Here is a 26386-nt window from a genome sequence, read left to right as displayed (position 1 = left end):
CACCAATTGGAGGCTTGTCAGCATTCTTTCTAATGGTAAAATAACTTCAATCAAGACTCTTCTTTTTAGAGGGGCTACTGTACGTTAAAGGAGACGTTTGTATGGACCAAGTATTGTCTTCTGTTCGAAATGGCTGTCGGCTGTTAAAAATATTTCTCGATTCCCCAAAGGAGCTCGGGGTAACTGAACTCAGTAAAAAGCTCCAGCTGTCCAAAGGCGCCGTTCACAAGCTCCTGTCTACGCTGGAATCGGAGGGCTTTATCCGTCAAAATGAAAAAACCAAGCAATATACGCTTGGCTACACGTTGCTGGAGCTGGGCACAAAGGTGCTCACGAACCACGATATCGTTGATTTTTCCAAGCCATTTCTGGGTCAGCTCGTCACACGGACGAATGAATTGGCTGTCTTGTGCGTACAAGATTCCAAGGACGCGATCTACGTTGCTAAAGAGGATTCGCTTCATCCCGTTCGCTTTACCGTAGAATCGTTCCGGCGTTTTCCTCTCTACTCTACCTCCGCCGCAAGGGTCTTGCTCGCCTATCAGTCGGAGGAGTTTCAGGATGAGATTTTGCAGGAGCACCCTCTGAAAAGCTACACGCCGCATTCATACACGTCGGTCGAGCAGATCAAGGAGGACTTGGTGGTGATCCGCGAGCGCGGCTATGAAATCAGCTCGAATCGACGCAATACAGGCGTGACCGGAATCGCTGCTCCTATTTTTGATTCGACTGGACACGTAACCGCATCGATCAGCGTCATCGGTCCCTCGGATCGCGTGATGCCGAAACTAGATGAGATTTTACAAGAAACACTCGCTACAGTGCGCGCGATGTCAGCTCAGCTAGGGTATCGATTGTCTTAATGGCTCTATGTAAGAAAAAACCTCCTGCTCATCAGACTGCTCCGATGACAGGAGGTTTCCCTTTATGCAGACTCACCCAGCTTCTACACGTACTTTTCCCGCAGCTGTTCCCAGCGGTTTCACGACCATTCGGGCTGTTCCCCCTCCAGCATTTCTTCGAACAGCGCCAGATGAACATGCCAACCAGCCAGCATGTAAGAGAGTCGCTCAGGAACCCGAATCGTATGGGTGAGCTCCAAAAGACAGCCTTCTTTTTAAAGGCGACAGCTCCCAACGTACAGCGGACTCGCTCGCAACCTCTCTGTACCACGTGTAGGCAAGTATGTGCGGAGGCTCAGCAGCTATCACTTTTCCCCTCATCACATCTCCCGTATTGGCAAAGCGCAGTGTGATGCTTCCACCTGCCACCAGCTCACCCTCGAATGCAGTCAACCATGATGCTACCTGGTCCAGTTGGGTTAGCGCTGTCCAGACTGTTTCGAGCAGTTACTTCAGAAAATGTTCAAAAACGAGATCGTGATTTTTTGGACCCAAATAAAACAAAATTGGAAAAATAAGGAGCAACATTTTACAGAAAAATGAGTCTAATATATAAAGTGAACATGTTAGGGGGGATTTTTATGCCAATGTGGGCATTCTTATTAACCATTGTTGGTGGCTTGTTCGTATTTGGTATAATTTATGACCATATCAACAAAAGAAAAAAGAAAAAGATTCCCAAGAACTTGAGTAGCTCTCAGATGGTGTACACAGAGAACTATCTAAACGAAGTACGTAACGATATTAACGGACCACAATAAGAAAAAAATGCAGCCCGTTATCCCTCAGGAGGCGGGCTGCATTCTTTCCATCAGCGTAACCATCCGCTTCGCATTTCAGGGGTCACCACCTAACGAAACGGAAGTAAGCTAAGCCAATCTCAAAATGAAAGATGAGCAGGTACCTTATCTAAAGTATTACCAGCCGGGGTCAGGGTAGTAACTTGGTTTTGTTGGTTTTGGCTCAATTGACTGTTCAGTCGTCAATGGTACTACAAATAGCGCAGACAAGACGCATAAAGACAGAATAAATTTTTTCATGAGTACCCACCTTTCATGATTGGATAATGAATCCATTATACACTCTTTCCAAATTTTGGAGCACATCAAAAGAAAAGTTCTTTCCGCTTGTTATATGGTATTCCAGAAGTGTAGTGAAACTCTGATTCACTTCTTCCAGCGCACCAATTTTCCCATAATAGGTTAGGCTTTCTATAAGACTGTTCACACCCAACTCTTCAGAGTCTTGTTGAAGATAAAAAACACCTTTAGCGCGGTAATATAAACCCAATTGTTCATATTTGCTTGGAGTGTTTGGAACTGCCGGTAGAAACGTAGACTCTGTTAAGAAAATATTTTGCATTCCTTCTTTGTCGTTCATAGTTAAATAGATTGCCAGTAGGTCGTTTGCGATAGGAAGTCGGTCATTTTGATCTTGGCGCTCCAAACACTCTTGTAGAGCCGGTATCGCTTTTGTGAACTTTTCAGTCTTTACATATAGTTTTGCTCGAAGATATTGCGCGTTTTTACGTACTTGAGGGAAATTGAACTCTTCGTATTTGTCTAAGTGCACGATTGCGAGGATATAATCCCCCAATTCCATATACGAACTGATAATTGTTAGGATAGCCGCCGCTTTTTTCTCACTCTGACTCGGATCTTGATCTATTCCTTGTTTGCAGAGTTGGATACATTCTTCGTACAACCTACGACACCATGCATGTACTCCCAACTTGTAATACGCAAGAATGCGCTCTTCTCTATGTAAGTAGCCCATGTAGTGTAGTAATTCTTTACCCTCTATGTAGGTTTGATCTAGTTCTTTGAAATTCTCGCGCCGTATCATGTACTTCTGGAACAGAGAGCGAGCTAAATATACAGGAATTCCATGTTCGCGGGAGTAGTGAGAAATGATATCGTAGATCGCCACGCGCAATTCTACCTTTTCCATGTTACACGCTAATTGATACAGATAATCCAGTGACAAAAACGTATTATTTTTAGGGCACTCAAGTAGTCGCAACGCGACTTTTTGTATAAGGATGGTATTCTCTTGTTCTAGTGCAATTTCTAGTAGAAACTCAAGAGTTTCTATACGCTTGATCTTATCTAAATACGGCGTTATCGCCTGATATAAAGGTATCTTCAATTCCTTCGCTAACGCAATCACATTACGCATGTTTGGACGTGTGAGTGAATCAGTTTCGATCTTACTAATTGTAGCAGTCGAAATCTCTGTCTTGTTCGATAATTCAGCTAACGTTAGATTAGCTTTTTCTCGATACGATTTTAGTACGTTGCCAAACGTTTTAACCTCTATCACAGCTACATATCCCCTCAGTAAATTTCTCTTTATGGATACTATATCATGTAATTTGATACATAAATTCAATAATTAACCATTTTTCTATTTTGTATATATTTTCCACAAAATTAGAAGTAAGGTTAATATTGGAAAATATGGTATAGTTATTTCTGGGGAACCGCCAACCAAATGACATAAAACCTACGTTAAGAGATTTGGCTACTTTGCTGGTCGTGCCCTCCCTCCTATAGACTACGGAAAGCGGTGATATTGTGAAAAAGAAGATTCTTATTGCTAGTCTTGTTTTTGGAGCTTTTTCTTTAGTAGCATCTAGTGCCTTTGCTGAGTTACAGGGTCAATTTAATTTAAGTGAAAGGACAACTACGTATTCTGCTGGTGCTGAAGGTACAAATTACGAGGAAAATCTAGATTATAGTTATGTTCACGAGAATGAGATCACGGGTAATAAAGATAAAGCAACCAGGGCTACTTTTACAGAAGTTGGAGTTAGGCGTGGTAAATCAAAACCATCAGGTGCACAATTTGGTACATATAAAATAGTTAATGCTGATGGAGAAAAACGATATCATTATTTTTTCAGTGATTCAATCGAAGAAGATCAATCGCATAGTATAAATTACAAAGTTGATGTTCAAGACTTATATACAGAAATGGTTGTATACGCAGATAAAAAAGGGGTTGATGGCATGCAGGGTAATATTGTTTATGACAGATTTGCTTATACGCCATAAGATTATTCATAAATAAATTGAGTGGGAGGATGAATAATGAAAAAAGGTATAATTATAACGGGTGTATTAGCTTTGATGACAATAATTCCATCTGCTTATGCTATGTCTAATGAGGGACAGCATACTGAAGTGTCAGATCATCATATTGTTTCGAAGCCAGTAGTTATTCCGCTAAAAAAATTAAGTAAACATAGTTTCGCATCTAGTTTAGATGCTGATGCTCCTATTGAGCTTCCAGATGGCTATAAATTAAGTGAAGCGATTTATAATGAACCACCGAAAAAGTTTGGCAATGGTGTAGCTCCAAATGTTGAGGAACAAAAAGAAATTGTTTTGAAATATGTAAATGAACATAATAACGAAGACTGGATTGAACATACGGTTAAAAAAGGTCGGATATCTATTGGTGACGAAGGGGTAAAACCTATTGAGATCCAAGGAGTTGAAGGCGAAATTTTAGAAATTCCGGATCAAAAAATAATTGTTTTGAGTTGGCATAAGGATGGAGTAAGTCATTATATTTTGTCAAAAGGCGATTTAGGGAAAGATGATTTGATTAAAGTAGCAGAATCGGTAAAAAACTGAGGGTGGGAAAGGCGTTCCCCATTTTGTGATCTGGAAAAAGCCCTTCAAAATAGTGATAATATCCCCTTTGAGTAGACAGTGTAAGCCCGCCCACCTAACGGTGGGTGGTCCACTTTATTTGGAGGGGGTTTTATTATGGCTCAAAAAGGTCAAACATTCAAACGATATTCCGAGAAGTTTAAACTGAAGGCTGTAAACATGTATCTACTAGGAGGGATGAGTTATCAAGCAATAGCTAAGGAATTAAGGATACCTAGCAATACTCAAGTTAGCAGTGGGTCAGAAAGAAGAACAGTGGCGAAGGGCTTGGGGATCAGCGAGGGAAAAATCAATCTAATGACACCTCTTTTGGCGTATGAAACAAAATCGACGGAATCGTTATGGAGCTGCCCCCTACTAGAACCATCACCAGCCCGCACTTCAACCAAGCAGGAATCTCCCAACGGGAACTGATAAGGAGCATGGGAAATCTGGTCAAATATGTAATGATCGCCATGAACCCGATATACAACAATACTTTATCGTTCACCACTCACCGTCTCTATCACGACTGCCGTCAACGTCCCGGTAATGATGGAAACTGTCGCTCCGCCGAGTACATATCCAATACAGTCGACGGCTGCCGCACCCCCTTCAAAAAATGCAAGACTGGGCTTTTTCCCTGCCACCAAATACGTGGCTTTTAAGACATACGTCTCGTCAATAAGCGATCCCGCCATCAACACCAGCTTGAAGGCGCCGTTTCCTTGAATTTTTGCCCCAACGACAGACCGTATAAGAGATGGCGAGAATTCAAAAGCAACGTCAAGACGAGAATCGGCCATCCTACGATTCCTTGGGAAATCAAGCCGACTGCGGCAAACTGCGAGGAACCTGCATTGACCAAAAGCGAAAACAGCACGACCACCGTCACGCCTAGTCCTGCCTGCCTCGCCAAAATCCCAAAGACCATTCCGTCTACAATTTCAGCTGCAGGCACCGGAGGAATTTGCTTCATGCCTTTTACAAACAACTCCTGTGACACTCTGGCTACGCTCCCTTCTCCTATGCCTTCTCCTCATCCTTTTACAAATAAGGCTCCCATGCACATTTCAACAGACGAATGCCAGCCTCAATCTCCTCGATTGTCTGTCCCCCGAATCCGAATTGAAATGCCACTCGTCCATTGTCCTGTGGGTGAATCCATTTATGTGCGGTTGGATACACGCGAATGCCTGATGCAGCCGCAATTTGCGTCAACTGCTGCGAGGTGCTTGCACTTTTCACCTCTACTGTCACAGACAGCCCGGCATCCTGACCTTTGATTTGAATGTAACCCCCCAGCTGCTCCTGCAAGCTGTGTAGCAGCGCCCCATGCTTTTTGCGGTAAAGCGTCCGCATCTTGCGTATATGTCGCTCCCAATCGCCATTTTTCATAAACAAGGCCAGCGTCTCCTGATGAATTCGAGATGCCGACTGATCGAAATCTGCCAATTTCTCCTGATAGATCGCCAATAACGCATGCGGCAAAACCATATAGCTCATCCGAATCGACGGCAGGAGCGCCTTGGAGAACGTCCCCAAGTAAATGACCCGTCCCTGTGTATCCAGCCCTTGGAGCGAAGGAATCGGCTTGCCATGGTAGCGAAACTCACCATCGTAGTCATCCTCCATGATGTAGCTACCCGCCTGTTTCGCCCATTGCAGCAGTTTTAACCGTTTGGCATACGGCATGACAATTCCAGACGGGTCCTGATGAGAAGGCGTGATATACACCAGCTTGGCTCCACTTTCACCAAGGGCTTCCAAATCAATTCCATCCTCCGCCAGCCTGATCGGGCGCACATCATACCCCAAATGGGAAAACACCGCACGTACACCGTGATAGCCCGGCTCTTCCATCGCAACAGCCTGCCCGCGTGTCCCGAATAAAAATCCCAATAAGCTGATCATCACCTGCGTTCCCGCACCGATCACGATTTGTTCCGACGTAGCTTGTACACCCCGAGCACGTCCGAGATAGCGTGCGAGCTCCTCCCGCAGCTGCGGCTCGCCTTGGCGATCGCCGTAGTAGAGTACATGCTTGTTTTCTTCCTGCATGCATTGATTGGTGTACTTGCGCCAACGATCAAAAGGAAAATGATCGGGATCTACACGCGCTTGGTGAAAATCATACTGGATCGGGACAGGCGAGGGAGTAGGCGCAGTTGTTTGGACACAAGCCATTTCAACTAGTTGCTGCCCTTTCCCAGATGGCATTGGTCCATCCCAGTCCACATCTACCACATAAAATCCACTGCGCTCCCGGCTCTCGATGTAGCCTTCTGCCAGGAGCTGGTGATAGGCGCTCTCGACGGTTGTTTTACTCACCTGCAAAAATCCGCTCAATGCCCGCACGGAAGGCAGACGCGTCCCGGAGACCAGTCGCCTTCCCTGGATTTCCGTACAAAAATAGCGATAAAGCTGTAGATAGAGAGGTTCGTTCCCCTCTACAAAACGGGGGCTAATATCCAGCAAGCACTCCCCCTCCTTTCTCCCAAATGAAAAACCGACGGAGATAAAATCCCCATCGGTACTTATCGTTTTCTTACGCCAAATACGCCTCTCTTACCTGTGGGTTCATCAATAATGTCTGGGCGTCGTCTTTCAAAATAATTTCACCTGTCTGAATCACATAACCGCGGTGTGCAACTGACAGCGCCTGATTCGCGTTTTGCTCGACCAAAAGGATCGTCATGCCTTCCTTGTTCAGCTCCGTAATGATGTCAAAAATCTGCTCCACGAGAATCGGCGCCAATCCCATCGAAGGTTCATCGAGCATAAGAATTTTTGGCTTCATCATCAGCCCGCGTGCAATCGCCAGCATCTGCTGCTCGCCACCGGACATCGTGCCACCCTTTTGACTGACGCGTTCCTTCAGGCGCGGAAAGTAGGCAAAGGCACGCTCAATTCCTTCTTCGATCACCTTTTTATCGGATACACTGAAGGCACCCATCTCCAAATTCTCGCGGACGGTCAGCTTGGGAAAAATGCGGCGACCTTCCGGGACATGGGCGATTCCAGCTAAGGCAATATCGTGTGTACGCATCTGTGTAATGTCTTTGCCATTAAAGATGACTTTTCCTTCTTTGGCACGGGTTTGCGCACAAATCGTTTTTAACGTGGTCGATTTGCCCGCCCCGTTGGAACCGATCAGCGTCACCACTTCACCTTCGTTTACCGACATGCTCAATCCTTTTAATGCGTGGATGCCGCCGTAATACGTATGAACGTTATTCAGCTCTAACAATGCCATCGATTTTCCTCCTCCTACGACACGTCCGACGCACTTTTTCCGAGATAGGCCTCAATGACGTTAGGGTTGTTGCGAATTTGTTCCGGTGTTCCTTCTGCAATTTTTTTGCCGTAATCCAGCACGTGAATGTATTCGCTGAGTCCCATGACCAGCTTCATGTCATGCTCGATCAAAATAATCGTCAAATCCAGCTCTCGTTTCAGCCGACGAATAAAATCCGTCATCTCTACCGTCTCCCGAGGGTTCATCCCTGCTGCCGGTTCATCGAGCAAAATGATTTGCGGATTCGTCGCCATCGCCCGGGCTATTTCCAGCCGACGTTGCAGCCCGTAAGGCAGACTCCCCGCCGCTTCATTGGCAATATGAGCGATCCCTACATACTCCATGAGCTGATAAGCCTCGACGCGCGTCCGCTCTTCCTCCTGGCGTACATGTTTGCTGTTGAACAGGATTCCGAGAATCCCAGCCGATAGTCGGCTATGCACACCCACCATGACATTTTCCAACGCCGTCATTTCTTTGAACAGACGAATATTTTGAAAGGTACGCGTAATGCCTCGACTCGCAATCTGGTCAGGGCGCAGCTTTTTGATGCTTTTGCCATTCAGCAGAATTTCTCCCTCGTCTGGCTCGTAAAATCCGGTAATCATATTAAAAAAAGTCGTTTTTCCTGCCCCATTCGGACCGATGACTGCTGTAATACTCCCTTTTTCGATCCCAATGGAGATATCTTGATTGGCTACCAAGCCGCCAAAGCGCTTCGTTAAATTTTTCGCCTCTAACAATGCCATACTAATATCCCTCCTCGTCCGCTACGACTGTTTCCCAGAAGTCAGTTGGGACAGCCTGCCGAGAATCCCCAGCTTTTCTTTGCCAAACTCGCTATTTTTGATCGCATCAAGATCGTTCTTCTTCCGTTTGGCCGGAATCAATCCGTTGGGACGATACAAGGCTACGAGAATGAGCATGATTCCGAAAACGAGTCGCTGGAACTTGGACGGGTCCAGCTGGTTAGGCAAACTGATGATGCCCGCATTTTGCAGACCGTGCAGGAAGTTGGAGAATTCTTTTAACAGCTGTACCTGCAAGATGGTAACAAATGCGGCACCAAGCACAACACCTGGAATGCTACCGCTACCGCCCAGAATAACCATGACCAATATCCCGATGGATTCCATCAGCGTAAAAGACGTAGGATCGATAAACGTCTGCTTGGCTGCGAAAATAACACCGACGACACCAGCGAAGGAAGCACCCAAGGCAAACGCAGCGAGCTTCGTATTCAACAAGGAAATCCCCATCGACTGGGCTGCCAGCTCATCCTCACGCACTGCAATCCATGCACGTCCGAGCCGGGAATGCTCGAAGCGAATATTCGCCAAAACGATAAAGGCAATCACGAACAAGACGATGAAGTAAAAGTAAAACGGCGTCCCCATCTTGATCCCAAACAGCTCGGGAGACGGGATCGGCGTGATTCCCTGTGGGCCGTTCGTGATGTTGATCGGCTTGTCCAGGTTGTTAAAGACAATGCGAATGATCTCACCGAAGCCCAAGGTCACGATTGCAAGATAATCGCCTTTTACTCTGAGAACTGGCAATCCTAGCAATATTCCGAAAATAGCAGCTACAATCAAGCCGACAATGAGGAATGGCCAAAACCACTCACCGGAGAGCGGGAACAAATTCCCTGCAATAAACTCATTGGCTTGCGATGTCGAGAAAATCGCGTACGCATAAGCCCCAGCTGCAAAAAATGCAACGTAGCCCAAGTCAAGCAGACCAGCGAAGCCTACTACGATATTTAATCCCAACGCCATCGCCACGTAGATTCCTACCTGTGAAGCGACCTCCATGTAGTAACGGTTATCACCTGCTACCAACGGAATGATCAGGAGAAGAACCACAGCACCAATCACCATTTTGATCATCTTGGAGGTATTGGTGTAATAAATGAGCACGATGGATGAGAGAATGCCGAGAAATGCAATGACGGATTTATCCATCAGGTACAAGGCTGCTGCAAAAGCAACAATCCAGATCAACGTGAATACGAGCGGGATGCCTTTGAATGATTTCCAAGCGAGATTTGCCATTTGATTCACCTACACTTTCTCTTTTACAGCTTCGCCAAACAGCCCTTCTGGCTTAAAGAGAAGCACGAGAATTAAAATACTGAACGCAAACACGTCTTTGTACTCTGCACCAAAGGCTCCGTTGGTCAACGGTCCCATAAATGCACCGGACAGTGATTCTAACAGTCCGAGGAGTACGCCACCAATCATCGCACCGCGCAGGTTTCCAATCCCGCCGAGTACGGCTGCCGTAAATGCTTTTAGACCAAGAATAAAACCGATATACGGATCGATTGTCCCGTAGTTTTGCGCAAACAGAACGCCTGTCGCGCCACCCAGGCTCGATCCAATCAAAAACGTAATCATGATTACTTTGTTTACATTTATGGTCATCAGCGAGGCCGTGCTTTTGTCTTGTGCAACGGCGCGCATGGCAATTCCCCACTTTGTCTTGTTCACAAACAGCGTTAACGCTATCATCATCACGATCGCAATCACAATCACGATCAAGCCCTTTGTTGGAATCGTAGCAATAGTACCTAATGGAATCGTCCCTGTAAAAAGAGTGGGACTGTTCAGATAAAATTCGTTACGTGCCAATGCTTCTGTAAATCGAACAAGGTCTTGCAGCAAAAACGATACACCAATAGCAGAAATTAACGGCACAAGCCGAGGAGCTCCGCGCAGCGGTCGATAGGCCACCCTCTCGATTACTACCCCTAACGTTCCGGTTAATGCCATCGTAATCAAGAGTGTTAAGAAAAGTGCGACAAAGGGATTCATACCTTCTAGCGTCCCTAGGGCATCAGAGATTAACAACACCTCTGTTCCGATAAAGGCTCCCACCATGAAAATGTCTCCATGGGCAAAGTTGATAATTTCCAATATCCCGTAAACCATTGTGTAACCTAACGCTACGACAGCGTACATAAATCCAAGTGTCAATCCGTCAACCAACACCTGAGGCAAAATGTTGATCATGCTTTCCCATCCCTCATTTCTCGTGTAGACTTGTACAAATTTTCTGCATTCATTCCGCTGACTAAGACATATTTTCTCGTGGAAAAGGGGGCAACACCAACGTGCTGCCCCCTATCCTGATATGAGGCATGGGAGTGTGTGCAACGTTGTCTGGTGTGATTACTCGGCCTTGCCTACAAAAATAGATTTGTCCTTGTCATACTTATAAATGAATACATCTGCGTTTGTGTTGTCACCCTTTTCATCAAAGGTAACCTTGGTGAATTGACCCTGAAAATCCTTGGTTTTGTGAACTGCATCGAGGACTTGCTCGCGGGTTGGTTTTTTGCCTCCGTTCGCTTTGACAGCTTCCAAGACACCATTGAGGATGACGTTCATGGAGTCGAAACCGTAGACGGAATAGGTTTCCAGAGGCTTGTTTGTGGTTTTTTTGTACTCTTCAGCCCATTTCTTGCCCTCTTCGGTTTGTGTTACGTCCCCTGCTACTGACGTAAAGACAACACCTTCGACGGCATCACCGGCTATTTTTATCATATCAGAAGAATCCAAGCCGTCGCCACCCATAAAATAACCCTTAAAGCCTTTTTCACGAGCTTGCTTGATCAAAATTCCACCTTCTGGATAAAGACCACCAAAAAAGATAATTTCCGGGTTCTTCACCGTTACCTGGTTAAGCACTGCGCTGTAGTCCTTCTCCCCCTGAGTAATGCCCTCGAAGCCAAGGATTTGTACCCCGTCTTTTTCGAATTGCAGCTTCACTTGATCGCTCAGACCTTGGCCGTATGCTGTCTTATCATGAATAATATAGGCCGTTTTTACACCAAGAGTATTTTTCGCATAGAGAGCAGCCTTTGGTCCTTGTGCGTCATCGCGAGCACAAATTCGATGGACGGTTTTCTTGCCTTCCTCTGTGAGCTTCACCCCGGTATTTGCTGGGGAAACCATTACCAGCTTGCCTTCCTCATACTTCACAGACGATGGAATGGCAACACCCGTGTTATAGTGCCCAACTACGCCGTATACATCGGGATCAGAGATAAGCATCTCTGCATTGGATACCCCGATTTTCGGGTCGCCTTGATCATCCTGAGGGAAGAGCTGGAGGTCAAATCCAAGTGCTTTAAACTCTTCTTTGCGCTTTTCGAGTGCGTAGCCAGCGCCTGTCTTAATCGCATCTCCGACAGCGGAATTGCTCCCGGACAGAGGGGATTGTGTGGCGATTTTGATGAGTCCGCCCTCGGTCGCTCCGCTGCCGCCGCTGCTTGGAGCCGGTTGACTTTGCCCCCCGCTGGCGTTACTTCCCCCGCTTGAATTACTGCTTCCTGCGCAACCTGTCAATGCCACACTCGCTGCCAACACCGCAGATAAAACCCCGACATAAGAACGTTTTTTCATGCAGAATGAATCCCCCTTTTATCATTCTTTGTTTTCGTTTCCCAGTCCATCTACCTAGCCAGGTTGCGACTTTCAAAACCTATGAATCTACGGGGACAAAGTTAGATGCGGCATGGTTGTACTTATTTTAAAATAAATCTGATAATTTACAAGAAGTAAAATATATTTTATATACATATATCATTGATACACAAATGATCTTTTACGAAAAAACTCCCTCATGATAGAGGGAGTGCCGGGACGACGATTTGACCGCTCTTGATATCGACAATTCCTTTTGCCGTAAGCCGTGCATACGGCAAGTGGGTAGCGGTAAAAAACAATATCGAGTAAATCGGATCGAGATGAACATGCCCTTTTGAACGGAGCTGATTTACCAAATTTTCAGCCATGCTAATGACTTCCTCCATCGGCGCAGATGTGAATTTCCCACCCAGAGGCAACGGGCATTCACAGGTAATTTTTCCTTTATCGATCAGGACGACTCCGCCTTTTATTTCCCGAATACGCTCCAACGCTTGCACCATGGGTTCGGGATTACGTCCGATCACGATCCAATCCCCAGACGCTGAATAGGTGCTGGCCAGCCCTTCGAGATGCTCACCGAAGCCGCGGAGTACCGCTAATGTACGCGTCCCACCAGTCGCATCGATGGTGACGATCAACGCCAGCTGTGGATCATGCTCCAGGGATACGTAGCCATCCTGATCAACAGGCATGTCTTCCAGCGATAGCTGCGTGATAACAGCATTTAGCATCTGTAGCACAGGTGCCTTTCCTTCTTCATCTGGTCGCAGACGGAACCAATCGGGATGAGCTCGCTTTGCCAATGGATCTTGCAAGCGAATCGAAGCTTCCTCCCAATGGGGCTGAATCGTTGGCACAAGCAATGTTCCCGCTTCTGCCGCCCGTTGTCCATTCGCAATGACCAGTAATGGTGTCGGCTGCTCTTTTGCTGACAACAGAAGCATATCTGCGATTCTGCCCGGCGCAATTCCTCCGATCTCCGCGTCGAGACCATAGTAGACAGCCGGGTTCAGCGTTGCCATGACATAAGCTTCCTCGGGCGGCATCCCTGCTTCGATAGCTACACGGATCGTATTATCCATGAACCCGTCTCGATGCATCGGAGGTGTGCTCCCATCCGATGTCAGCATCATGCGTGATGACCACGGCACTCCGAGCTCAAGCCATCCTTTCACTAGCTCCGGCAGATCGGGACGAATCGAAGAATGACGCAGTGTTGCATACAAGCCTAAGCGAATGCGCGAAAGCAATTCTGTTGCAGTAATTGCCTCGTGACAAGCTGTTACGCCTGCAGCTCCGGCAATGTTCAATGTCTCGTAGGAAGCTCCAGGATGATGCCCTTCCATTCTTTTGCCCAAATCCCGCGTATGCTTCAACCCAAAGAGCAGCGTCTCATCCTCCTGTAAGACACCGCCCCAATTCGTCAGCTCCCCACCCTGGATCACTTGTGGATGCGCAAGCATTCTCGCCATGCCTTCCTTGGTGAACGCTGGATGTGCCTTCCCCGACTGCGGATCGAGTCTGCCCCAAAAAAACTGCTTAACCGGATGCATTGCCAAAGACTCCATGATCGCTGCCGTTTGCGAAAACGGAAAATGCATGAGCATGAGCGAGTCAGCCACCATTCCAGTCGTTCCTGTTTGAAGAGCAAAGTCAGCCAAGGTGTAGGGGTTATACCACTGAAATGGATGAGCGTGAGGCTCGATGTAACCCGGTACGAGATATTGCCCAGCGGCCTCGATAATCACGGTCTGTTCATTGACCAAGGGCTCTTTTTCTCCTACATAAGCAATGCGTTCTCCTGCCACTACGACGTGATGCTCTTGCCATTCTTTTGTATACACATTGAGGACACTTGCGCCTTTTATCCAGAGGCTGGCAGGTGCCTGTCGTCTGCTAACGCGAATCATGCTCAAGTAATCACGATCTGTTATGGCTCGTACGCGCATCATTTCTTCTCTCCTTGCCGATCTGCCGAGTTTTTTTAAAATGAACGATCATTCATTACGCTCTACAGCTTCGCCGCCCACAAATCATTCCCCTGCAAGCATTACAATCGGTAGTAACAATTCCCACGGGTGTCTTGTCCCCCTTTACTACACACTATGGAATAGATGTAATTGCGACAGGAGGACACAACGATATGCATAGAAACGTAGGTACGGCTGATGCCATTATTCGCATGACTGGCGGTTTGTTAGGCTTGGCATATGGCATCGGAAAAATGAACCGTCGGCCATACAACGCTCCATGGCTGCTTATGGCGTTTTCCGCGATGAAGGTAGCGGAAGGAGCTACGCGTTTTTGTCCCATGTACGCAGCGATGGGCATCAATACAACAAAAGCAAATGGCATGCAGGGCATGATGGATCAGCTCAAGAAAAAAGGCGTGGAGATGGCAGTCAACCAGTTCACGCGCTCCATGAATATTGCCCCAATCAAAGGCTCAGACACCACCCAAGATGATACCAGCAACACACCAGCGGCAACGAATAAGAAAAACATCCAGTATTCTGCAAGCCCACAATTTTCAACGAACCAGGCAAACCAACCAATCGACAATCAGCAAAACGCGAAGCTTACTCCCGAGGATCAACTTATCGAAAAGGCCGCACGGGAGATCATCTCTTTTCGCTCCCAAGAAAATAACAACAGCAGCACTCTCTATCCCACCTACAGGTAAGGAGAGGAGGAACTGCATATGCTCGTCGGCTCCCAGATGTATGAATGGATGTCACATAACTTCTTTGTTATTGCCACGATTATTGGCGTCATCGGCGTGATGGGTTATTACTTTTTTCGCTCGTCTCGAAAAAGAGGAAGATATCGTCAATGAAGGAATGCAACCGCCTGTCATCGGGCGGTTTTTTCCATTTACATAATTACTTGTTATACATATAATTGTCATTGCAAGTAATTTGAACGAAAGAAGGTCATTCCCCTGATCGATCATTGGCAAAAAGAACCGGTTGGATTTCTCATTGGAAATACATACCGGAGAATGATTCATTATGTTTCCCTTTTTTTAAAGGAGTTTGATTTGACCACGGAGCAGTTCGCCGTCCTTTATCGGCTACGTGAAGAAGAGGGCATCAATCAAAAAGAGCTGGCCGTACGTTCAGCCAAGGATCAGCCTTCCATGACACGCATATTGGACACACTTGCCAAAAAAGGCTTGATTGAAAAGACACTGAGCGAACAAGACCGCCGAGCCTACATCATTACCCTTTCCCCAAAAGGACGAGAATGGATTGAGCAGGCGATTCCTGTGGAGGCTCGTGCCGTTGCAGACATTTTGGAAGGAATCTCTCCTGAAAAGCTGGCCTTCCTGCGGGAAATCCTGCTAGAGATTAACCAAAACATCAATAGAAAAACGACAGACTAGGAGTGACAGCATTGGGAGAGAGTAGAGAGAGACTGTGGACGAGAGATTTCGTCCTGTTAACTGTATGCAATTTGTTGTTGTTTCTCACTGTTCAAATGCAGACCCCTACCTTTCCTGCCTATGTGAAGGAAGCGTATCAGGCCAATGATTTTGTCGTCAGTCTAGTCATTAGCTTGTTTTCGCTCGCAGCAGTGATCGCGAGGGTGTTTACCGGGGAAGCGTTGAAAACAAAAAACAGCAAGGTGCTGGCGATCTTCGCACTCGGCTTCGTAGGGATTTTTAGCGCGGGCTATTACTGGGCCGGTAGCATTGCTTTCTTTCTTATGTTGCGAATCTTGGTCGGCATCGGCTTTGGAATGGGCAGCACGACCTTTCCGACGATTGTCTCCAATGTAATCCCTGCCAATCGCATCGGCGAAGGGATGGGGTATTTCGGCTTATCGACCAGCTTGGCGATGGCGCTCGGTCCGATGATTGGACTTGGCCTCTTGAATTCGTTTGGTTTTGGCTGGATGCTCATGGCCCTCGTGCTGCTGGTTGCCATTATTTTTCCGTTGATGCATTTCATTCGTGCCTACAATCGACTTCCTGTATCACCCGTGAGTACACCTCCTGTCACAGGCATTCGCCGGTTTTATGATAAAAGGCTGCTGCTTCCGGCGGGATTGAATTTTTGTCTCTCCATTACGTATGGCGGGATTCTCAGTTTTTTAGCCCTATATGGAAAAGAAGCCCACATTGAGAATGTCGGCTGGTTTTTTCTTACGAATGCATTGGCGATGGTGTTGGTTCGTCCCTTTTCCGGCAAGCTGTATGATCGCAAAGGGCACATTGCTGTCATGCCTCCCGGTGCGATTTTCGTTGGGGTCAGCCTCTTGCTCCTGTCCTTGACGACGACAGAGTCATTGCTTCTCGTCTCTGCCGCCTTTTACGGGCTTGGTTACGGCATGATTCAGCCATCGATTCAGGCATGGATGGTGAAGGTCGTCACGCCTGAGCAGCGCGGTATGGCGAACGGACTGTTCTTTAATTCCATCGATCTGGGAATCGCGGTAGGCTCTGTGCTCCTCGGCGTCATCGCGACGCATTCGAGCTACTCTGTCATGTACCGCTGGTCGGCAGCGTGCTTGCTGCTGTTCCTCATCGTTTATTTCCTCTCACAGCTGGCTGCGGCAAAAGCGAAAAAAGCGGCAGTCGCGAGTGAAAATGTTAGTATGTAGTAACCAAAAAAGCTGTTCCCCAAGTAGAAATTTCTACAGTAGGAACAGCTTGCTCTTTTTTATCCCTTTTGCTGATATTTCATCGCTCGTGCCGCAATATCTGTGCGATACTGCGCCCCATCAAACGTTATCCCTTGCACCTTCGAATACGCTGTCTCACGCGCTTGCGCCAAATCCGCTCCTGTTGCCACGACGCCAAGCACACGGCCACCGCTTGTAACGATACCTTTTTCGGTTTCCTTCGTACCTGCGTGAAACACTGTAGCTCCTTCGTTCGCCTGATCGAGTCCGTGAATCAGCGTACCCTTTGGATAATCTCCTGGATAGCCCGGTGCTGCCATAACAACGCAGACAGCACTTCCTTGTTTCCACGTCACATCGACTGCATCGAGTTCGCCATTTATCGTCCCGACAAAAATATCGAGCAAATCTGTTTCGAGCAACGGCAAGAGCACCTGTGTCTCCGGATCGCCAAAGCGCGCATTGAACTCCACAACTTTCGGTCCTTGCTCCGTAATCATCAGACCGGTGTAGAGAATGCCTTTGAACGGAATACCATCCTTAGCCATTCCTGACGCCATTGGCTGGACAATCGTTCTGACGATCTCGTCTACCAGCTCTTCCGACATTTGCGGTACCGGGGCGTACGTTCCCATGCCACCCGTATTAGGGCCGCGATCATCGTTAAAAATTCGCTTATGATCCTGAGAAGTAATCATCGGCTTAACAGTCTCACCGTCCACGAAAGACAGCAACGACAGCTCTTCCCCGAACATGCACTCTTCAATGACTACACGTGCTCCCGCTTCACCAAATACGCTTTCCTGCATGATTTGGCGAAGTGCTTCTTCCGCTTCCTCGACCGTTTCTGCTACGATAACCCCTTTACCCGCTGCTAACCCGTCCGCTTTGACAACGATAGGAGCTCCCTGCTCTCTTACGTACGCACTCGCCGATTCGTAATCGAGGAACGATTCATAGGCAGAAGTCGGAATCCCGTAGCGTTTCATTAAACTTTTTGCAAAAGACTTGCTGCCTTCGATTTTTGCTGCATGTTGGTTCGGGCCGTAGATCGGCAGATTGCGCTCCTGGAAGAAGTCCACTATCCCCGCCAGTAATGGATCTTCCGGACCAACGACAGTCAGATCGATTCCCTCATCCTTGACGAATTGAGCCAGTGCAGCAAAATCGAAAACGCCAATCGGCACGTTTTGTGCGAGTTGAGCCGTTCCCCCATTTCCAGGGGCACAGTATACCTTTGTCACTTTGGAGCTCTGCAACAGCTTCCAGGCAATCGTGTGTTCTCGACCGCCGCCGCCGATCACTAATATTTTCATCGTATTTCCTCCTGTGTGAGAGGTGATCTACATCTTTTAATACGTGTTAAAAAACGCGAGCGTTACTATTGAATAACCTCTTTTAGTGCTTGAAATGGCGAGTACCGGTAAAGATCATGGTAATGCCCGCTCGGTTGCAAGCATCAATCGAATCTTGGTCGCGAATGGAGCCGCCTGGCTGGATGATGGCTGTAATTCCTGCCTTTGCCGCTGCTTCTACGGTATCTCCCATCGGGAAGAAAGCATCCGAGGCCATTACAGAGCCACTTGCCAGAGCCCCTGCCTGCTCAATCGCGATATTTGCTGCGCCTACGCGGTTCATTTGCCCCGCACCGACACCGATGGTCATATTGTCTTTTGCCAAGAGAATCGCATTCGATTTGACGTGCTTGACGACCTTCCAGGCAAATTGCAGTTGTACCAGTTCCTCAGCAGTTGGCTTGCGGTCCGTGACCACTTGAATTTCGTTTTCTTCGAGCTGCTTGTAGTCGAAGTCTTGAATGAGTGCTCCGCCTGCAACGGGAGCCACTCGGAATAGATTGTCCGCTTTTTTCGCTGGCTCATTCAACGCGGCTATACGCAAGAGACGAAGGTTCTTTTTCTCAGCCAGAACAGACAACGCCTCTTCCGTGAAATCTGGCGCGATAATAATTTCCAGAAAGATTTCCTTCATGGCCAGTGCCGTGTCACGATCAATCGGGCGGTTCGCTGCTACGATGCCACCGAAAATGGAGACGGCGTCTGCCTCGTACGCTTTTTGGTAAGCTTCGCGAATATCGCTGCCGTTTCCTACCCCACAAGGATTGGAGTGCTTGATCGCAACGACCGCAGGTTCTGCGAACTCACGTACAATCGCCAAAGCTGCATCCGCGTCATTGATGTTGTTATAAGAAAGCTCTTTTCCTTGCAGCTGAATAGCATTCCCGATGCTCAACTGATCAGATAGCGGTTCACGGTAAAATGCAGCGCGTTGATGAGGGTTTTCCCCATAACGTAAATCCTGTGCTTTTTCATAGGTTACCGTGTAACTCTCTGGCAGCAGCTCTCCCACTTGCTCACTCAAATAGCGGGAAATGAGTGCATCGTACGCCGCTGTATGACGGAAAACTTTTGCAGCCAGCCTGCGGCGTGTTTCTAGCGTAGTATCACCATATGCTTCAATTTCTTCAGCTACTTTTTCGTAGTCGGCTGCATCGACCACTACACTGACGAACGCATGATTTTTCGCAGCAGAACGCAGCATGGTTGGTCCACCTATATCAATATTCTCAATCGCATCTTCATAGGTCACGTCTGGCTTCGCTATCGTTTCTTTGAAAGGATACAGATTCACGACGACCAGATCGATGGTTTCAATTCCAAGGTCTTTTAGTTGTTGTACATGCGCTTCACTGTCCCTTACAGCCAAGAGGCCGCTGTGGATATTGGGATGCAGCGTTTTGACGCGACCGTCCAAAATTTCTGGAAATCCAGTCACTTCAGAAATGCCAATGACGGGAACACCCTCTGCTTTCAAAAGAGATGCCGTACCCCCGGTAGAAATGATCTGTACCCCGGCGGCTACCAATCGACGGGCAAACGGAATCAATCCTGTCTTGTCAGAAACGCTGATCAACGCTTTTTTCACACTCACGGATAGAACCTCCTGACTTTTAGTGAGAACATGGGAAACTATTGACCAAAACACGAACAATACATTGATATTATAAAATAATCGTACGTTATTATCAATAGCTTCGTCAGGAAAACAAACGCAGCCGCTCATGCCTGTTCGGCACTCGCGACTGCATATACTTGCGCTTTCTTTGATGAAATTATCGTCTTTTCTTGCCTTTGCCTGATAATTTTCTGACGCGATCTGTCAGTGAAACTGGTTTGTTTTTGGCAGTCGCTCTGATCGCCTTGACCGGTTTCTTCGATCTGCTCCTTTTCGCCTTTACTTCTTTGGGCATTAAGTCGCCTAGTTCTTCCATGGAAATAGATTTGCCATCCTTCACGCGATCCCTGACTCGCTCCTTGGTCTCCTCTGGTACTTCGAGCCCCATATTGCCAAGCTCATTCATCAGCGTATCCACATCAGCTTTACCCTTCGGCATTTTTTCCGCGAGCTTCATAATATCGTTAAGCGTCCATTGCCGCCCTGTTTTTTGGCTTAGCTTGTCGAGCAAATTCGAAACAAAATCTCCGCTCAAGTCGGCCCCTCCCTTTGTGGGAATATCCCTTTCTTACTGTATGTCACGAGGACCGATTTGGTTTGCTATGATGAGCGGAATAGAAAGCTACTCCAAATATTGACAATGATTTTCACTTTCATTAACATGAATGATACTGACAAAATCCAACAGTCCGGGGGCTCCTATGAACTTTATACGAAATCAGCTGTTTTCTCCGCCTGTTGACGGTTCTTTGGGTGCCTTGTCGTCCTCAGATCTGCACGAAACTCTTTTACAACCGATCCTGGAGCATATGGAGGCAGGTGTGACCGTTTACGGGCTTGACGGTACTGTCCTTTTTTTCAACAAAGCTGCCAAGCAATTTGGCATGTCCGAACCGATCAATCTTCACGAGCAAACATACGGCTCTTATTCCTTTTACCATCCAGACGGTATTACTCCTGTGGCTTTTGGGGAGTTGCCGTCTGTTCGAGTATTACGCGGGGAAATCGTCAATGACCAAGAAATATGGACACAGCCGAGCGGAAAAGCCGTATCGATTCTCGTAGCCAATGGGAAGCTCCTCACGCAAGCCTCTGGAGAGCCTGTTGGGGCACTCATCGTCACGCACGATATTACGGAGCGCAAATGGGCCGAGCAACGGTTGGAGGTTAGCGAACAACGCTACAAATCACTGTTTGAGCACAACCCGGACATCGTATGCTGGCTCGATCTGTCCGGCAAGTTTTTGAACCTGAATCCGGCATTTGAAGCAGTCACAGGATACAGCCTGCTAGACCTTCGCAATCAGCCTTTTCAACAATTGCTAGACAGAGAAGGCGTCAGGCGCGTCCTCTCGATGTCGCGCCATTCACAAGAAGGCATATCCGATAATTACGACATTTCTGTTTTCCATAAAAATGGAGCGCGAATTGAGCTCAACGCCACTGTAGTCCCGATCGTCGTGAATGGTACGGTTGTCGGCTATTTTGTCATTGCCAAGGATATAACCAAACGCAAAGAAACCGAGGCAGTGATTCACTACCTTGCCTATCATGACACGCTGACGGGGTTGCCTAATCGCTCCTTGTTTCAAAGCAAGCTGGAAGAATCGCTCGCCTATTCCTCTCGTGAAACACAGCCGCTTGCAATCCTGTTCCTCGATCTGGATCGGTTCAAATACATTAACGATACACTCGGCCATTCCACCGGGGACAGCCTGCTTACACAAATTGCCCAGCGCCTGCGAGAATGCGTGGGTCCTACTGATACGGTTTGCCGTCTGGGCGGTGACGAATTCACCATCATCCTGCCTGGAATGGCTCACAATGAGGCAATGCATTTTGCTGAAAAACTCATGCAAAAGCTCTGCTTGCCGATCTTTCTGGGCAAACAAAGCTTCGTGGTCACGACCAGTATCGGCATCAGCTTGTTCCCACAGGATGGGACCGATGCAGAGACGTTGATAAAAAATGCAGACACCGCGATGTACCAGGCCAAGGAGCATGGGAGAAACAACTTTCAGTTTTTTTGTCCCGACATGAATGTCGCTCTCGCCAAAAAAATGATGCTGGAAGCCGGGCTTCGAACAGCATTGGATAATAACGAGTTTCAACTGTATTACCAACCGCAGTACGATCATGAAAAAATCGTCGGCCTCGAAGCATTGATCCGTTGGCAGCATCCTGTGTACGGAATCGTTTCCCCTCTCGATTTCATTCCCCTTGCCGAGGAGACGGGGTTGATTATCCCAATCGGTCAATGGGTGCTCGAAAAAGCCTGTCAGCAATGTGTGGAATGGCAGCAGCAGGGCCTGCCTCCTGTACGTCTCGCCGTGAACTTGTCCATGCGCCAGCTCCAAGACAAGCAGCTGGTGACAATGGTGCAGAATACGTTGCAAAAAAGCGGTCTCGATCCCGTTTACCTCGAGCTTGAAATTACGGAGAGCATTGCGATGCATCGACTCGATGCCGTCATACCACGACTGCAAGCGCTCCAGGCCATGGGCATTCATATTTCCATTGATGATTTCGGGACAGGCTACAGCTCGTTAAGCTGCTTGCAGATGCTTCCGATCAACTCTTTGAAAATTGATCAGTCTTTTATGCGAAACATGGCCACGAACGCATCCAATACGTCTATCGTGTCCGCCATTGCAGCCATGGCGCATAGCTTGAGCCTTTCGCTGGTAGCCGAGGGCGTAGAGACCGAGGCGCAGCTGCAATTTTTGCGGGGGCTTGGCTGCCGCACCTTTCAAGGTTATTTTTTCAGCAAGCCCATCCCGGCAGCTGAGTGTGAAGTGTTGTTGGCAGCAGCCTTCACCAATTTTGATAGGTAGCTCGGTTTAATGATTTTTCGTATACCCATTGATCCACCGCCCGCTTGGAGAAACGATAGATACCATTGATTTTGATAACAGGAATCTCTTCATCTTGCAAAAGTCGAGCCAGTACAACCTCTGATATGCCCAAATATTCGGCTACTTCTGCTGTTTCTAGTATTTGATCTTGCTTCCCCTGCAGTTGGGTTTGATGCAGATCATGCAATCGATTACTAATAACAGCAAGAGTGTTCGCAATCTCGGCAGTATTGTGTGTTGCATTATCTCCATAAGCAGCAATACTCTTTACAGCATCAGAAATAATCCACGCCCCGATCAGTACGGTAAAGCAAAGCATGAGTACGGCTTTTATCATCGGCTCTTTCATAAAACCCTCTCCCCTTTTCCCAAATTATAACAAACTATATTGAAGCAGTAGTAGTTAAGAGCCGACACCGCATCGAGGGACATGAATAACATGAAGGGAGGACGAGGAAAACATGATTGACAAAAACTGGTGAAAAAGAATACGATGACAAAGTCAATCATCAGTCCTCGTTAGGTGAGGCTCCTATACAAACATAGGCCACTGCCCGGAAATATCGAAAGATGCCAATGGGTAGAACAGGAACTGCCGGACTAAGGCTTTTCTTAAGGTGGCTAAGGAATGTTTCCTTTACGTTGTATAGTGCCAAAGCTCTGCTAGGGGGAAAAGATACTGTGGTGTTATTTCGTGCGCCTATCTACCCCTCTAGAGTTCTCCTAGAGGGTTTTTCATTTTCGAAAGGGGGGAACGTTCCCATGGATAGTAGTCCAAGTTGCCGAATGTATAACTGCAATCAATATGACGTACGGAGAATTTTCTGGCCTTGTGGCGCTGCGGCATGTTCCCCATACCTTATTTGACATTCTCCTTTTATTGGACGAGTGTATGTAAGTGTGTTTCTTTGACATGCTTGCGCAACATGGTCGAATGCCTCCGATCTGCTACATGCGAAAGGATGGGAAAACCATGTTGAACATTTATAAAACAAATGCAACCGGTAAAATAGAAGAGCGCAATGAATTTGAAAAAGGCTGCTGGATTCATCTGACCGATCCGACAGAGCAAGAAAAGCAACAAGTGGTCAGCGAGCTTGCGATTGATCTGGATTTTTTGCAGGATGCCCTCGATGACGAAGAAATAGGGCGTATCGACAATGACGGAAACCGAGTCATACTCTACGTGGACATACCGATCTCCTCAAAGGAAGGGAATAAGGACAATTATACGACCGTTCCGCTGGGAATCATGGTGATGGAAGACTATTTCTTAACCGTTTGTCTGGTAGAAACCGCCGCTATGAATGAGTTCGTCCAAGGTAAAGTGAAAAACTTTCACACGCATATGAGAAATCGGTTCGTGCTGCAAATTTTATCCAATACGTCGCTCTATTATTTGCATTACTTGAAAAAAATCAACAAGCAGACAGAAATCCTTGAAAAATCATTGCGGCAATCGACGAAAAACAATGAACTGCTCACCTTGCTTGAATTGCAGAAGAGTCTGGTCTATTTTTCGACGTCCTTGGAAACGAACAGTCTGTTAATCTCACTGCTCCGGAGCGGTAGTTATTTGAAAATGTACGAAGATGACAAGGAGCTGCTGGAAGAAGTAAAAATCGAAACCAAGCAAGCCATCAAAATGACGGAAATCTATACGGCCATTTTAGGGAACATCATGAACGGCTTCGGCTCCGTCATCTCCAACAACCTCAACCGCGTATTGAAGCTCTTGACCGCCATCACCATCGTCATCACGTTACCTATGGTGATCGGCACCTTTTACGGTATGAACGTCGCGCTTCCTTTTCAGGATCATCCACACGCATTCACGATCATTATGATCGCTTCTGCAACGGTTACGACAGTAACTGCGCTCTTGTTTTGGAGAAAGAAGTATTTTTGAAGGTAAACGCATAAGAACCGACACCAGAAATGGCTGTCGGTTTCTTCTTTTTCTCGTTTAAGTCAGCTGGACAAGCCGTCCCGCAAGCTGTACTCTTTCGTCCACCAAAAGGCTAATGACCTTCACCAAAAGATCATGCTCCACTTCATGGATGCGAGCTGCTAAAGTTTCGGCGGTATCTGTCTCCTGCACCGCTACGGGAATCTGGGCGATGATCGGCCCTGTATCCAGACCGGCATCTACCAGATGTACCGTTACCCCCGTTATCTTTACCCCGTAAGCGAGCGCTTGGCCAATCGCGTCTTTTCCCGGGAAAGCCGGCAACAGCGACGGATGCAGATTGATGATTTTTCCTTCATAGCTGGATAAGAGCGTATCGCCTACCAACCGCATGTACCCTGCCAGCACAATGAGGGAAATATCGCGTTTTTGGAGCTGCGCTACGATTTCCTTCTCAAATGCAGCCTTGTCCGCATACTCCTTCGGCTGGAAAACAAAAGCGTCTATCCCTAATCGCTCTGCACGTTCCAATACCTTGGCACCGGGCTTGTCGCATACGAGCAAGGCAACTTCTACGCCCTTCAGCCGTCCAGCCTGTACTGCCTGAGCGATCGCTTCAAAGTTAGAGCCGCTGCCTGAGGCGAAAATGGCTAGCCTTTTCACCATTCCACCCCGTTGTAAACGACTTTGCGCTCGCCTGCTTCAATATGTCCGATCAGATATGCCTGTTCACCCAACTGTTGCAGCTTTTCCATGACGCTTACTGCATCTTCTGGCTTCACGACCAGCATCATGCCGATTCCCATGTTAAACGTTTTGTACATATCTGGGTAAGAGATGTTACCAGCCTCTTGTACCAGCTCGAAGATCGGCAGCACCGGCCATGAGCCGACGTTGATCACAGCCTGCGTACCTTCTGGAAGAACACGCGGAATGTTTTCGGTGAAACCACCGCCAGTGATGTGTGCGAGAGCTTTCACTTCATGGGACTCAAGCACAGACAGCACTTGCTTCACGTAGATGCGGGTCGGTGTCAGCAGCTCTTCCCCGAGCTTTTTGCCCAATGCGTCTACATGGTCATGCAGGGACATGCCCTTGTCTGCCAAAAGCACCTTGCGAACGAGCGAGAAGCCGTTGCTGTGCACGCCGCTGGAAGCCAGACCGATCAGCACATCCCCTGCTGCTACAGACGCTCCCGTAATCATTTTGCTCTCGTCTACGACGCCTACGGTAAAGCCAGCGATGTCGTATTCACCTTCTGCGTACATCCCAGGCATCTCGGCTGTCTCCCCGCCAATCAGCGAGCAGCCGGACTGCGAGCAGCCTTCCGCGATCCCTTTGACAATCGCCTCGATTTTTTCCGGGATGACCTTGTCTACAGCCAAATAATCAAGGAAAAAGAGTGGCTCCGCGCCCTGTACCACGACGTCATTGACGCACATCGCGACAGCATCGATCCCGATTGTATCGTGTTTATCCATCGCAAAAGCCAGCTTCAGCTTGGTTCCGACTCCATCGGTGCCGGACACGAGAATCGGCTTCTCGTATTTTTGGGTATCCAGACGAAACAGCGCTCCGAACCCACCCAAATCGGTCAAGACTTCAGGACGGAATGTCCGTTTCACGTGCTTTTTCATGCGTTCGACTGCTTCGTTGCCCGCATCGATGTCTACGCCAGCTTGTTTATATGCTTCACTCATCGTTTCTCCCCCTAGCAAGAGGTGCTTG

At 47.7% G+C, this 26386-nt stretch carries 27 protein-coding genes and 1 riboswitch; of the genes, 9 read left to right on the top strand and 18 right to left on the bottom strand.

The features are described from left to right. Window positions 1–101: 101 nt before the first annotated feature. Entirely contained in the window at window positions 102–863 is a 762-nt protein-coding gene (locus AB1L17_RS08750; RefSeq protein ID WP_412844214.1) for an IclR family transcriptional regulator, read from the top strand. A gap of 207 nt (window positions 864–1070) precedes the next feature. On the opposite strand, the gene AB1L17_RS08745 is transcribed toward AB1L17_RS08750, so the two are convergent. Next, window positions 1071–1349, bottom strand: coding sequence for an SRPBCC domain-containing protein (locus AB1L17_RS08745; protein ID WP_412844310.1), 279 nt, complete (start codon window positions 1347–1349; stop codon window positions 1071–1073). Between the two features lie 606 nt (window positions 1350–1955). Next, window positions 1956–3224 (bottom strand): helix-turn-helix domain-containing protein, encoded by a 1269-nt coding sequence (locus AB1L17_RS08740; protein WP_412844213.1) that lies wholly within the window; start codon window positions 3222–3224, stop codon window positions 1956–1958. 254 nt (window positions 3225–3478) lie between these two features. Between AB1L17_RS08740 and AB1L17_RS08735 the strand changes: the two genes are divergently transcribed. Both AB1L17_RS08735 and AB1L17_RS08730 read left to right on the top strand, forming a co-directional pair. Further along, window positions 3479–3958, top strand: coding sequence for a hypothetical protein (locus tag AB1L17_RS08735; protein WP_412844212.1), 480 nt, complete (start codon window positions 3479–3481; stop codon window positions 3956–3958). Window positions 3959–3994: 36 nt separating this feature from the next. Then, entirely contained in the window at window positions 3995–4543 is a 549-nt protein-coding gene (locus AB1L17_RS08730; RefSeq protein WP_412844211.1) for a DUF4367 domain-containing protein, read from the top strand. A gap of 328 nt (window positions 4544–4871) precedes the next feature. Here the strand turns inward: AB1L17_RS08730 and AB1L17_RS08725 are convergent, their stop codons facing one another. The 10 genes from AB1L17_RS08725 to AB1L17_RS08680 form a co-directional block, all read right to left on the bottom strand. After that, entirely contained in the window at window positions 4872–5072 is a 201-nt protein-coding gene (locus AB1L17_RS08725) for a hypothetical protein (protein ID WP_412844210.1), read from the bottom strand. Next, window positions 5062–5262: a hypothetical protein gene (locus AB1L17_RS08720; RefSeq protein ID WP_412844209.1), complete on the bottom strand. Its 201-nt coding sequence runs from the start codon at window positions 5260–5262 to the stop codon at window positions 5062–5064. Before AB1L17_RS08720 ends, AB1L17_RS08725 begins: the two co-directional genes overlap by 11 nt. Further along, window positions 5262–5567, bottom strand: a complete 306-nt coding sequence (locus tag AB1L17_RS08715; protein WP_412844208.1) for an AzlC family ABC transporter permease — start codon at window positions 5565–5567, stop codon at window positions 5262–5264. Before AB1L17_RS08715 ends, AB1L17_RS08720 begins: the two co-directional genes overlap by 1 nt. A gap of 41 nt (window positions 5568–5608) precedes the next feature. Next, window positions 5609–7039 carry a MocR-like pyridoxine biosynthesis transcription factor PdxR gene (gene pdxR, locus AB1L17_RS08710; RefSeq protein WP_412844207.1) on the bottom strand — a complete coding sequence of 477 codons (1431 nt, stop codon included), beginning with the start codon at window positions 7037–7039 and terminating at the stop codon, window positions 5609–5611. Between the two features lie 70 nt (window positions 7040–7109). Then, complete coding sequence (locus AB1L17_RS08705; protein ID WP_412844206.1) at window positions 7110–7817, bottom strand: ABC transporter ATP-binding protein; 708 nt, start codon at window positions 7815–7817, stop codon at window positions 7110–7112. Between the two features lie 14 nt (window positions 7818–7831). Next, window positions 7832–8608, bottom strand: a complete 777-nt coding sequence (locus AB1L17_RS08700) for an ABC transporter ATP-binding protein (protein ID WP_412844205.1) — start codon at window positions 8606–8608, stop codon at window positions 7832–7834. Between the two features lie 21 nt (window positions 8609–8629). Further along, the gene (locus AB1L17_RS08695; RefSeq protein ID WP_412844309.1) at window positions 8630–9913 is read right to left on the bottom strand and encodes a branched-chain amino acid ABC transporter permease; all 1284 of its coding nucleotides are present in this window, start codon (window positions 9911–9913) and stop codon (window positions 8630–8632) included. A gap of 9 nt (window positions 9914–9922) precedes the next feature. Then, window positions 9923–10873, bottom strand: a complete 951-nt coding sequence (locus AB1L17_RS08690; protein ID WP_412844204.1) for a branched-chain amino acid ABC transporter permease — start codon at window positions 10871–10873, stop codon at window positions 9923–9925. A gap of 159 nt (window positions 10874–11032) precedes the next feature. Next, entirely contained in the window at window positions 11033–12268 is a 1236-nt protein-coding gene (locus AB1L17_RS08685) for a branched-chain amino acid ABC transporter substrate-binding protein (protein WP_412844203.1), read from the bottom strand. Window positions 12269–12486: 218 nt separating this feature from the next. After that, complete coding sequence (locus tag AB1L17_RS08680; RefSeq protein WP_412844308.1) at window positions 12487–14244, bottom strand: adenine deaminase C-terminal domain-containing protein; 1758 nt, start codon at window positions 14242–14244, stop codon at window positions 12487–12489. Between the two features lie 194 nt (window positions 14245–14438). Between AB1L17_RS08680 and AB1L17_RS08675 the strand changes: the two genes are divergently transcribed. The 4 genes from AB1L17_RS08675 to AB1L17_RS08660 all read left to right on the top strand — a co-directional run bounded on the left by AB1L17_RS08675 (window position 14439) and on the right by AB1L17_RS08660 (window position 16900). Continuing rightward, window positions 14439–14978 (top strand): YgaP family membrane protein, encoded by a 540-nt coding sequence (locus AB1L17_RS08675; RefSeq protein ID WP_412844202.1) that lies wholly within the window; start codon window positions 14439–14441, stop codon window positions 14976–14978. A gap of 18 nt (window positions 14979–14996) precedes the next feature. Further along, complete coding sequence (locus AB1L17_RS08670; RefSeq protein WP_412844201.1) at window positions 14997–15131, top strand: EYxxD motif small membrane protein; 135 nt, start codon at window positions 14997–14999, stop codon at window positions 15129–15131. A 165-nt stretch (window positions 15132–15296) separates the two neighbouring features. After that, complete coding sequence (locus tag AB1L17_RS08665) at window positions 15297–15680, top strand: MarR family winged helix-turn-helix transcriptional regulator (RefSeq protein WP_412844200.1); 384 nt, start codon at window positions 15297–15299, stop codon at window positions 15678–15680. 11 nt (window positions 15681–15691) lie between these two features. Then, entirely contained in the window at window positions 15692–16900 is a 1209-nt protein-coding gene (locus tag AB1L17_RS08660; RefSeq protein ID WP_412844199.1) for an MFS transporter, read from the top strand. Between the two features lie 59 nt (window positions 16901–16959). Here AB1L17_RS08660 and purD read toward each other — a convergent pair whose 3' ends face one another. The 3 genes from purD to AB1L17_RS08645 all read right to left on the bottom strand — a co-directional run bounded on the left by purD (window position 16960) and on the right by AB1L17_RS08645 (window position 20429). Continuing rightward, complete coding sequence (purD, locus tag AB1L17_RS08655; protein ID WP_412844198.1) at window positions 16960–18237, bottom strand: phosphoribosylamine--glycine ligase; 1278 nt, start codon at window positions 18235–18237, stop codon at window positions 16960–16962. Between the two features lie 82 nt (window positions 18238–18319). Then, window positions 18320–19870, bottom strand: coding sequence for a bifunctional phosphoribosylaminoimidazolecarboxamide formyltransferase/IMP cyclohydrolase (purH, locus tag AB1L17_RS08650; RefSeq protein ID WP_412844197.1), 1551 nt, complete (start codon window positions 19868–19870; stop codon window positions 18320–18322). Window positions 19871–20051: 181 nt separating this feature from the next. Continuing rightward, window positions 20052–20429, bottom strand: coding sequence for a hypothetical protein (locus tag AB1L17_RS08645; protein WP_412844196.1), 378 nt, complete (start codon window positions 20427–20429; stop codon window positions 20052–20054). A gap of 166 nt (window positions 20430–20595) precedes the next feature. Here AB1L17_RS08645 and AB1L17_RS08640 point away from each other — a divergent pair, with 166 nt between their 5' ends. Then, window positions 20596–22728: an EAL domain-containing protein gene (locus tag AB1L17_RS08640; RefSeq protein WP_412844195.1), complete on the top strand. Its 2133-nt coding sequence runs from the start codon at window positions 20596–20598 to the stop codon at window positions 22726–22728. Here the strand turns inward: AB1L17_RS08640 and AB1L17_RS08635 are convergent. Continuing rightward, the gene (locus AB1L17_RS08635) at window positions 22709–23098 is read right to left on the bottom strand and encodes a helix-turn-helix domain-containing protein (protein ID WP_412844194.1); all 390 of its coding nucleotides are present in this window, start codon (window positions 23096–23098) and stop codon (window positions 22709–22711) included. The two genes, AB1L17_RS08640 and AB1L17_RS08635, sit on opposite strands and share 20 nt — an antisense overlap. A gap of 159 nt (window positions 23099–23257) precedes the next feature. Continuing rightward, window positions 23258–23426, top strand: a riboswitch (M-box (ykoK) riboswitch). Between the two features lie 296 nt (window positions 23427–23722). Between AB1L17_RS08635 and AB1L17_RS08630 the strand changes: the two genes are divergently transcribed. Further along, entirely contained in the window at window positions 23723–24658 is a 936-nt protein-coding gene (locus AB1L17_RS08630) for a magnesium transporter CorA family protein (protein ID WP_412844193.1), read from the top strand. Between the two features lie 57 nt (window positions 24659–24715). Here the strand turns inward: AB1L17_RS08630 and purN are convergent, their stop codons facing one another. Both purN and purM read right to left on the bottom strand, forming a co-directional pair. Then, window positions 24716–25324 carry a phosphoribosylglycinamide formyltransferase gene (gene purN, locus AB1L17_RS08625; protein ID WP_412844192.1) on the bottom strand — a complete coding sequence of 203 codons (609 nt, stop codon included), beginning with the start codon at window positions 25322–25324 and terminating at the stop codon, window positions 24716–24718. Next, window positions 25318–26358: a phosphoribosylformylglycinamidine cyclo-ligase gene (gene purM / locus AB1L17_RS08620; RefSeq protein ID WP_412844191.1), complete on the bottom strand. Its 1041-nt coding sequence runs from the start codon at window positions 26356–26358 to the stop codon at window positions 25318–25320. The genes purN and purM overlap by 7 nt, the downstream gene beginning before the upstream one ends. Between the last annotated feature and the right edge of the window lie 28 nt (window positions 26359–26386).

This window comes from Brevibacillus jepli, from assembly GCF_047229145.1.
Taxonomy (GTDB): domain Bacteria; phylum Bacillota; class Bacilli; order Brevibacillales; family Brevibacillaceae; genus Brevibacillus.
This window is presented reverse-complemented; position numbering and strand designations above follow the sequence as displayed.

Bases quoted from the DNA above. Each gene is read 5' to 3' on its own strand.
- AB1L17_RS08750 (WP_412844214.1), top strand. From the start codon at position 102: ATGGACCAAGTATTGTCTTCTGTTCGAAATGGCTGTCGGCTGTTAAAA.
- AB1L17_RS08670 (WP_412844201.1), top strand. From the start codon at position 14,997: ATGCTCGTCGGCTCCCAGATGTATGAATGGATGTCACATAACTTCTTT.
- AB1L17_RS08675 (WP_412844202.1), top strand. From the start codon at position 14,439: ATGCATAGAAACGTAGGTACGGCTGATGCCATTATTCGCATGACTGGC.
- purD (WP_412844198.1), bottom strand. From the start codon at position 18,237: ATGAAAATATTAGTGATCGGCGGCGGCGGTCGAGAACACACGATTGCC.
- AB1L17_RS08640 (WP_412844195.1), top strand. From the start codon at position 20,596: ATGAACTTTATACGAAATCAGCTGTTTTCTCCGCCTGTTGACGGTTCT.
- AB1L17_RS08700 (WP_412844205.1), bottom strand. From the start codon at position 8,608: ATGGCATTGTTAGAGGCGAAAAATTTAACGAAGCGCTTTGGCGGCTTG.
- AB1L17_RS08695 (WP_412844309.1), bottom strand. From the start codon at position 9,913: ATGGCAAATCTCGCTTGGAAATCATTCAAAGGCATCCCGCTCGTATTC.
- AB1L17_RS08680 (WP_412844308.1), bottom strand. From the start codon at position 14,244: ATGCGCGTACGAGCCATAACAGATCGTGATTACTTGAGCATGATTCGC.
- AB1L17_RS08690 (WP_412844204.1), bottom strand. From the start codon at position 10,873: ATGATCAACATTTTGCCTCAGGTGTTGGTTGACGGATTGACACTTGGA.
- AB1L17_RS08685 (WP_412844203.1), bottom strand. From the start codon at position 12,268: ATGAAAAAACGTTCTTATGTCGGGGTTTTATCTGCGGTGTTGGCAGCG.
- AB1L17_RS08665 (WP_412844200.1), top strand. From the start codon at position 15,297: ATGATTCATTATGTTTCCCTTTTTTTAAAGGAGTTTGATTTGACCACG.
- AB1L17_RS08630 (WP_412844193.1), top strand. From the start codon at position 23,723: ATGTTGAACATTTATAAAACAAATGCAACCGGTAAAATAGAAGAGCGC.
- AB1L17_RS08705 (WP_412844206.1), bottom strand. From the start codon at position 7,817: ATGGCATTGTTAGAGCTGAATAACGTTCATACGTATTACGGCGGCATC.
- purN (WP_412844192.1), bottom strand. From the start codon at position 25,324: ATGGTGAAAAGGCTAGCCATTTTCGCCTCAGGCAGCGGCTCTAACTTT.
- AB1L17_RS08720 (WP_412844209.1), bottom strand. From the start codon at position 5,262: ATGGCGGGATCGCTTATTGACGAGACGTATGTCTTAAAAGCCACGTAT.
- AB1L17_RS08730 (WP_412844211.1), top strand. From the start codon at position 3,995: ATGAAAAAAGGTATAATTATAACGGGTGTATTAGCTTTGATGACAATA.
- AB1L17_RS08635 (WP_412844194.1), bottom strand. From the start codon at position 23,098: ATGAAAGAGCCGATGATAAAAGCCGTACTCATGCTTTGCTTTACCGTA.
- purM (WP_412844191.1), bottom strand. From the start codon at position 26,358: ATGAGTGAAGCATATAAACAAGCTGGCGTAGACATCGATGCGGGCAAC.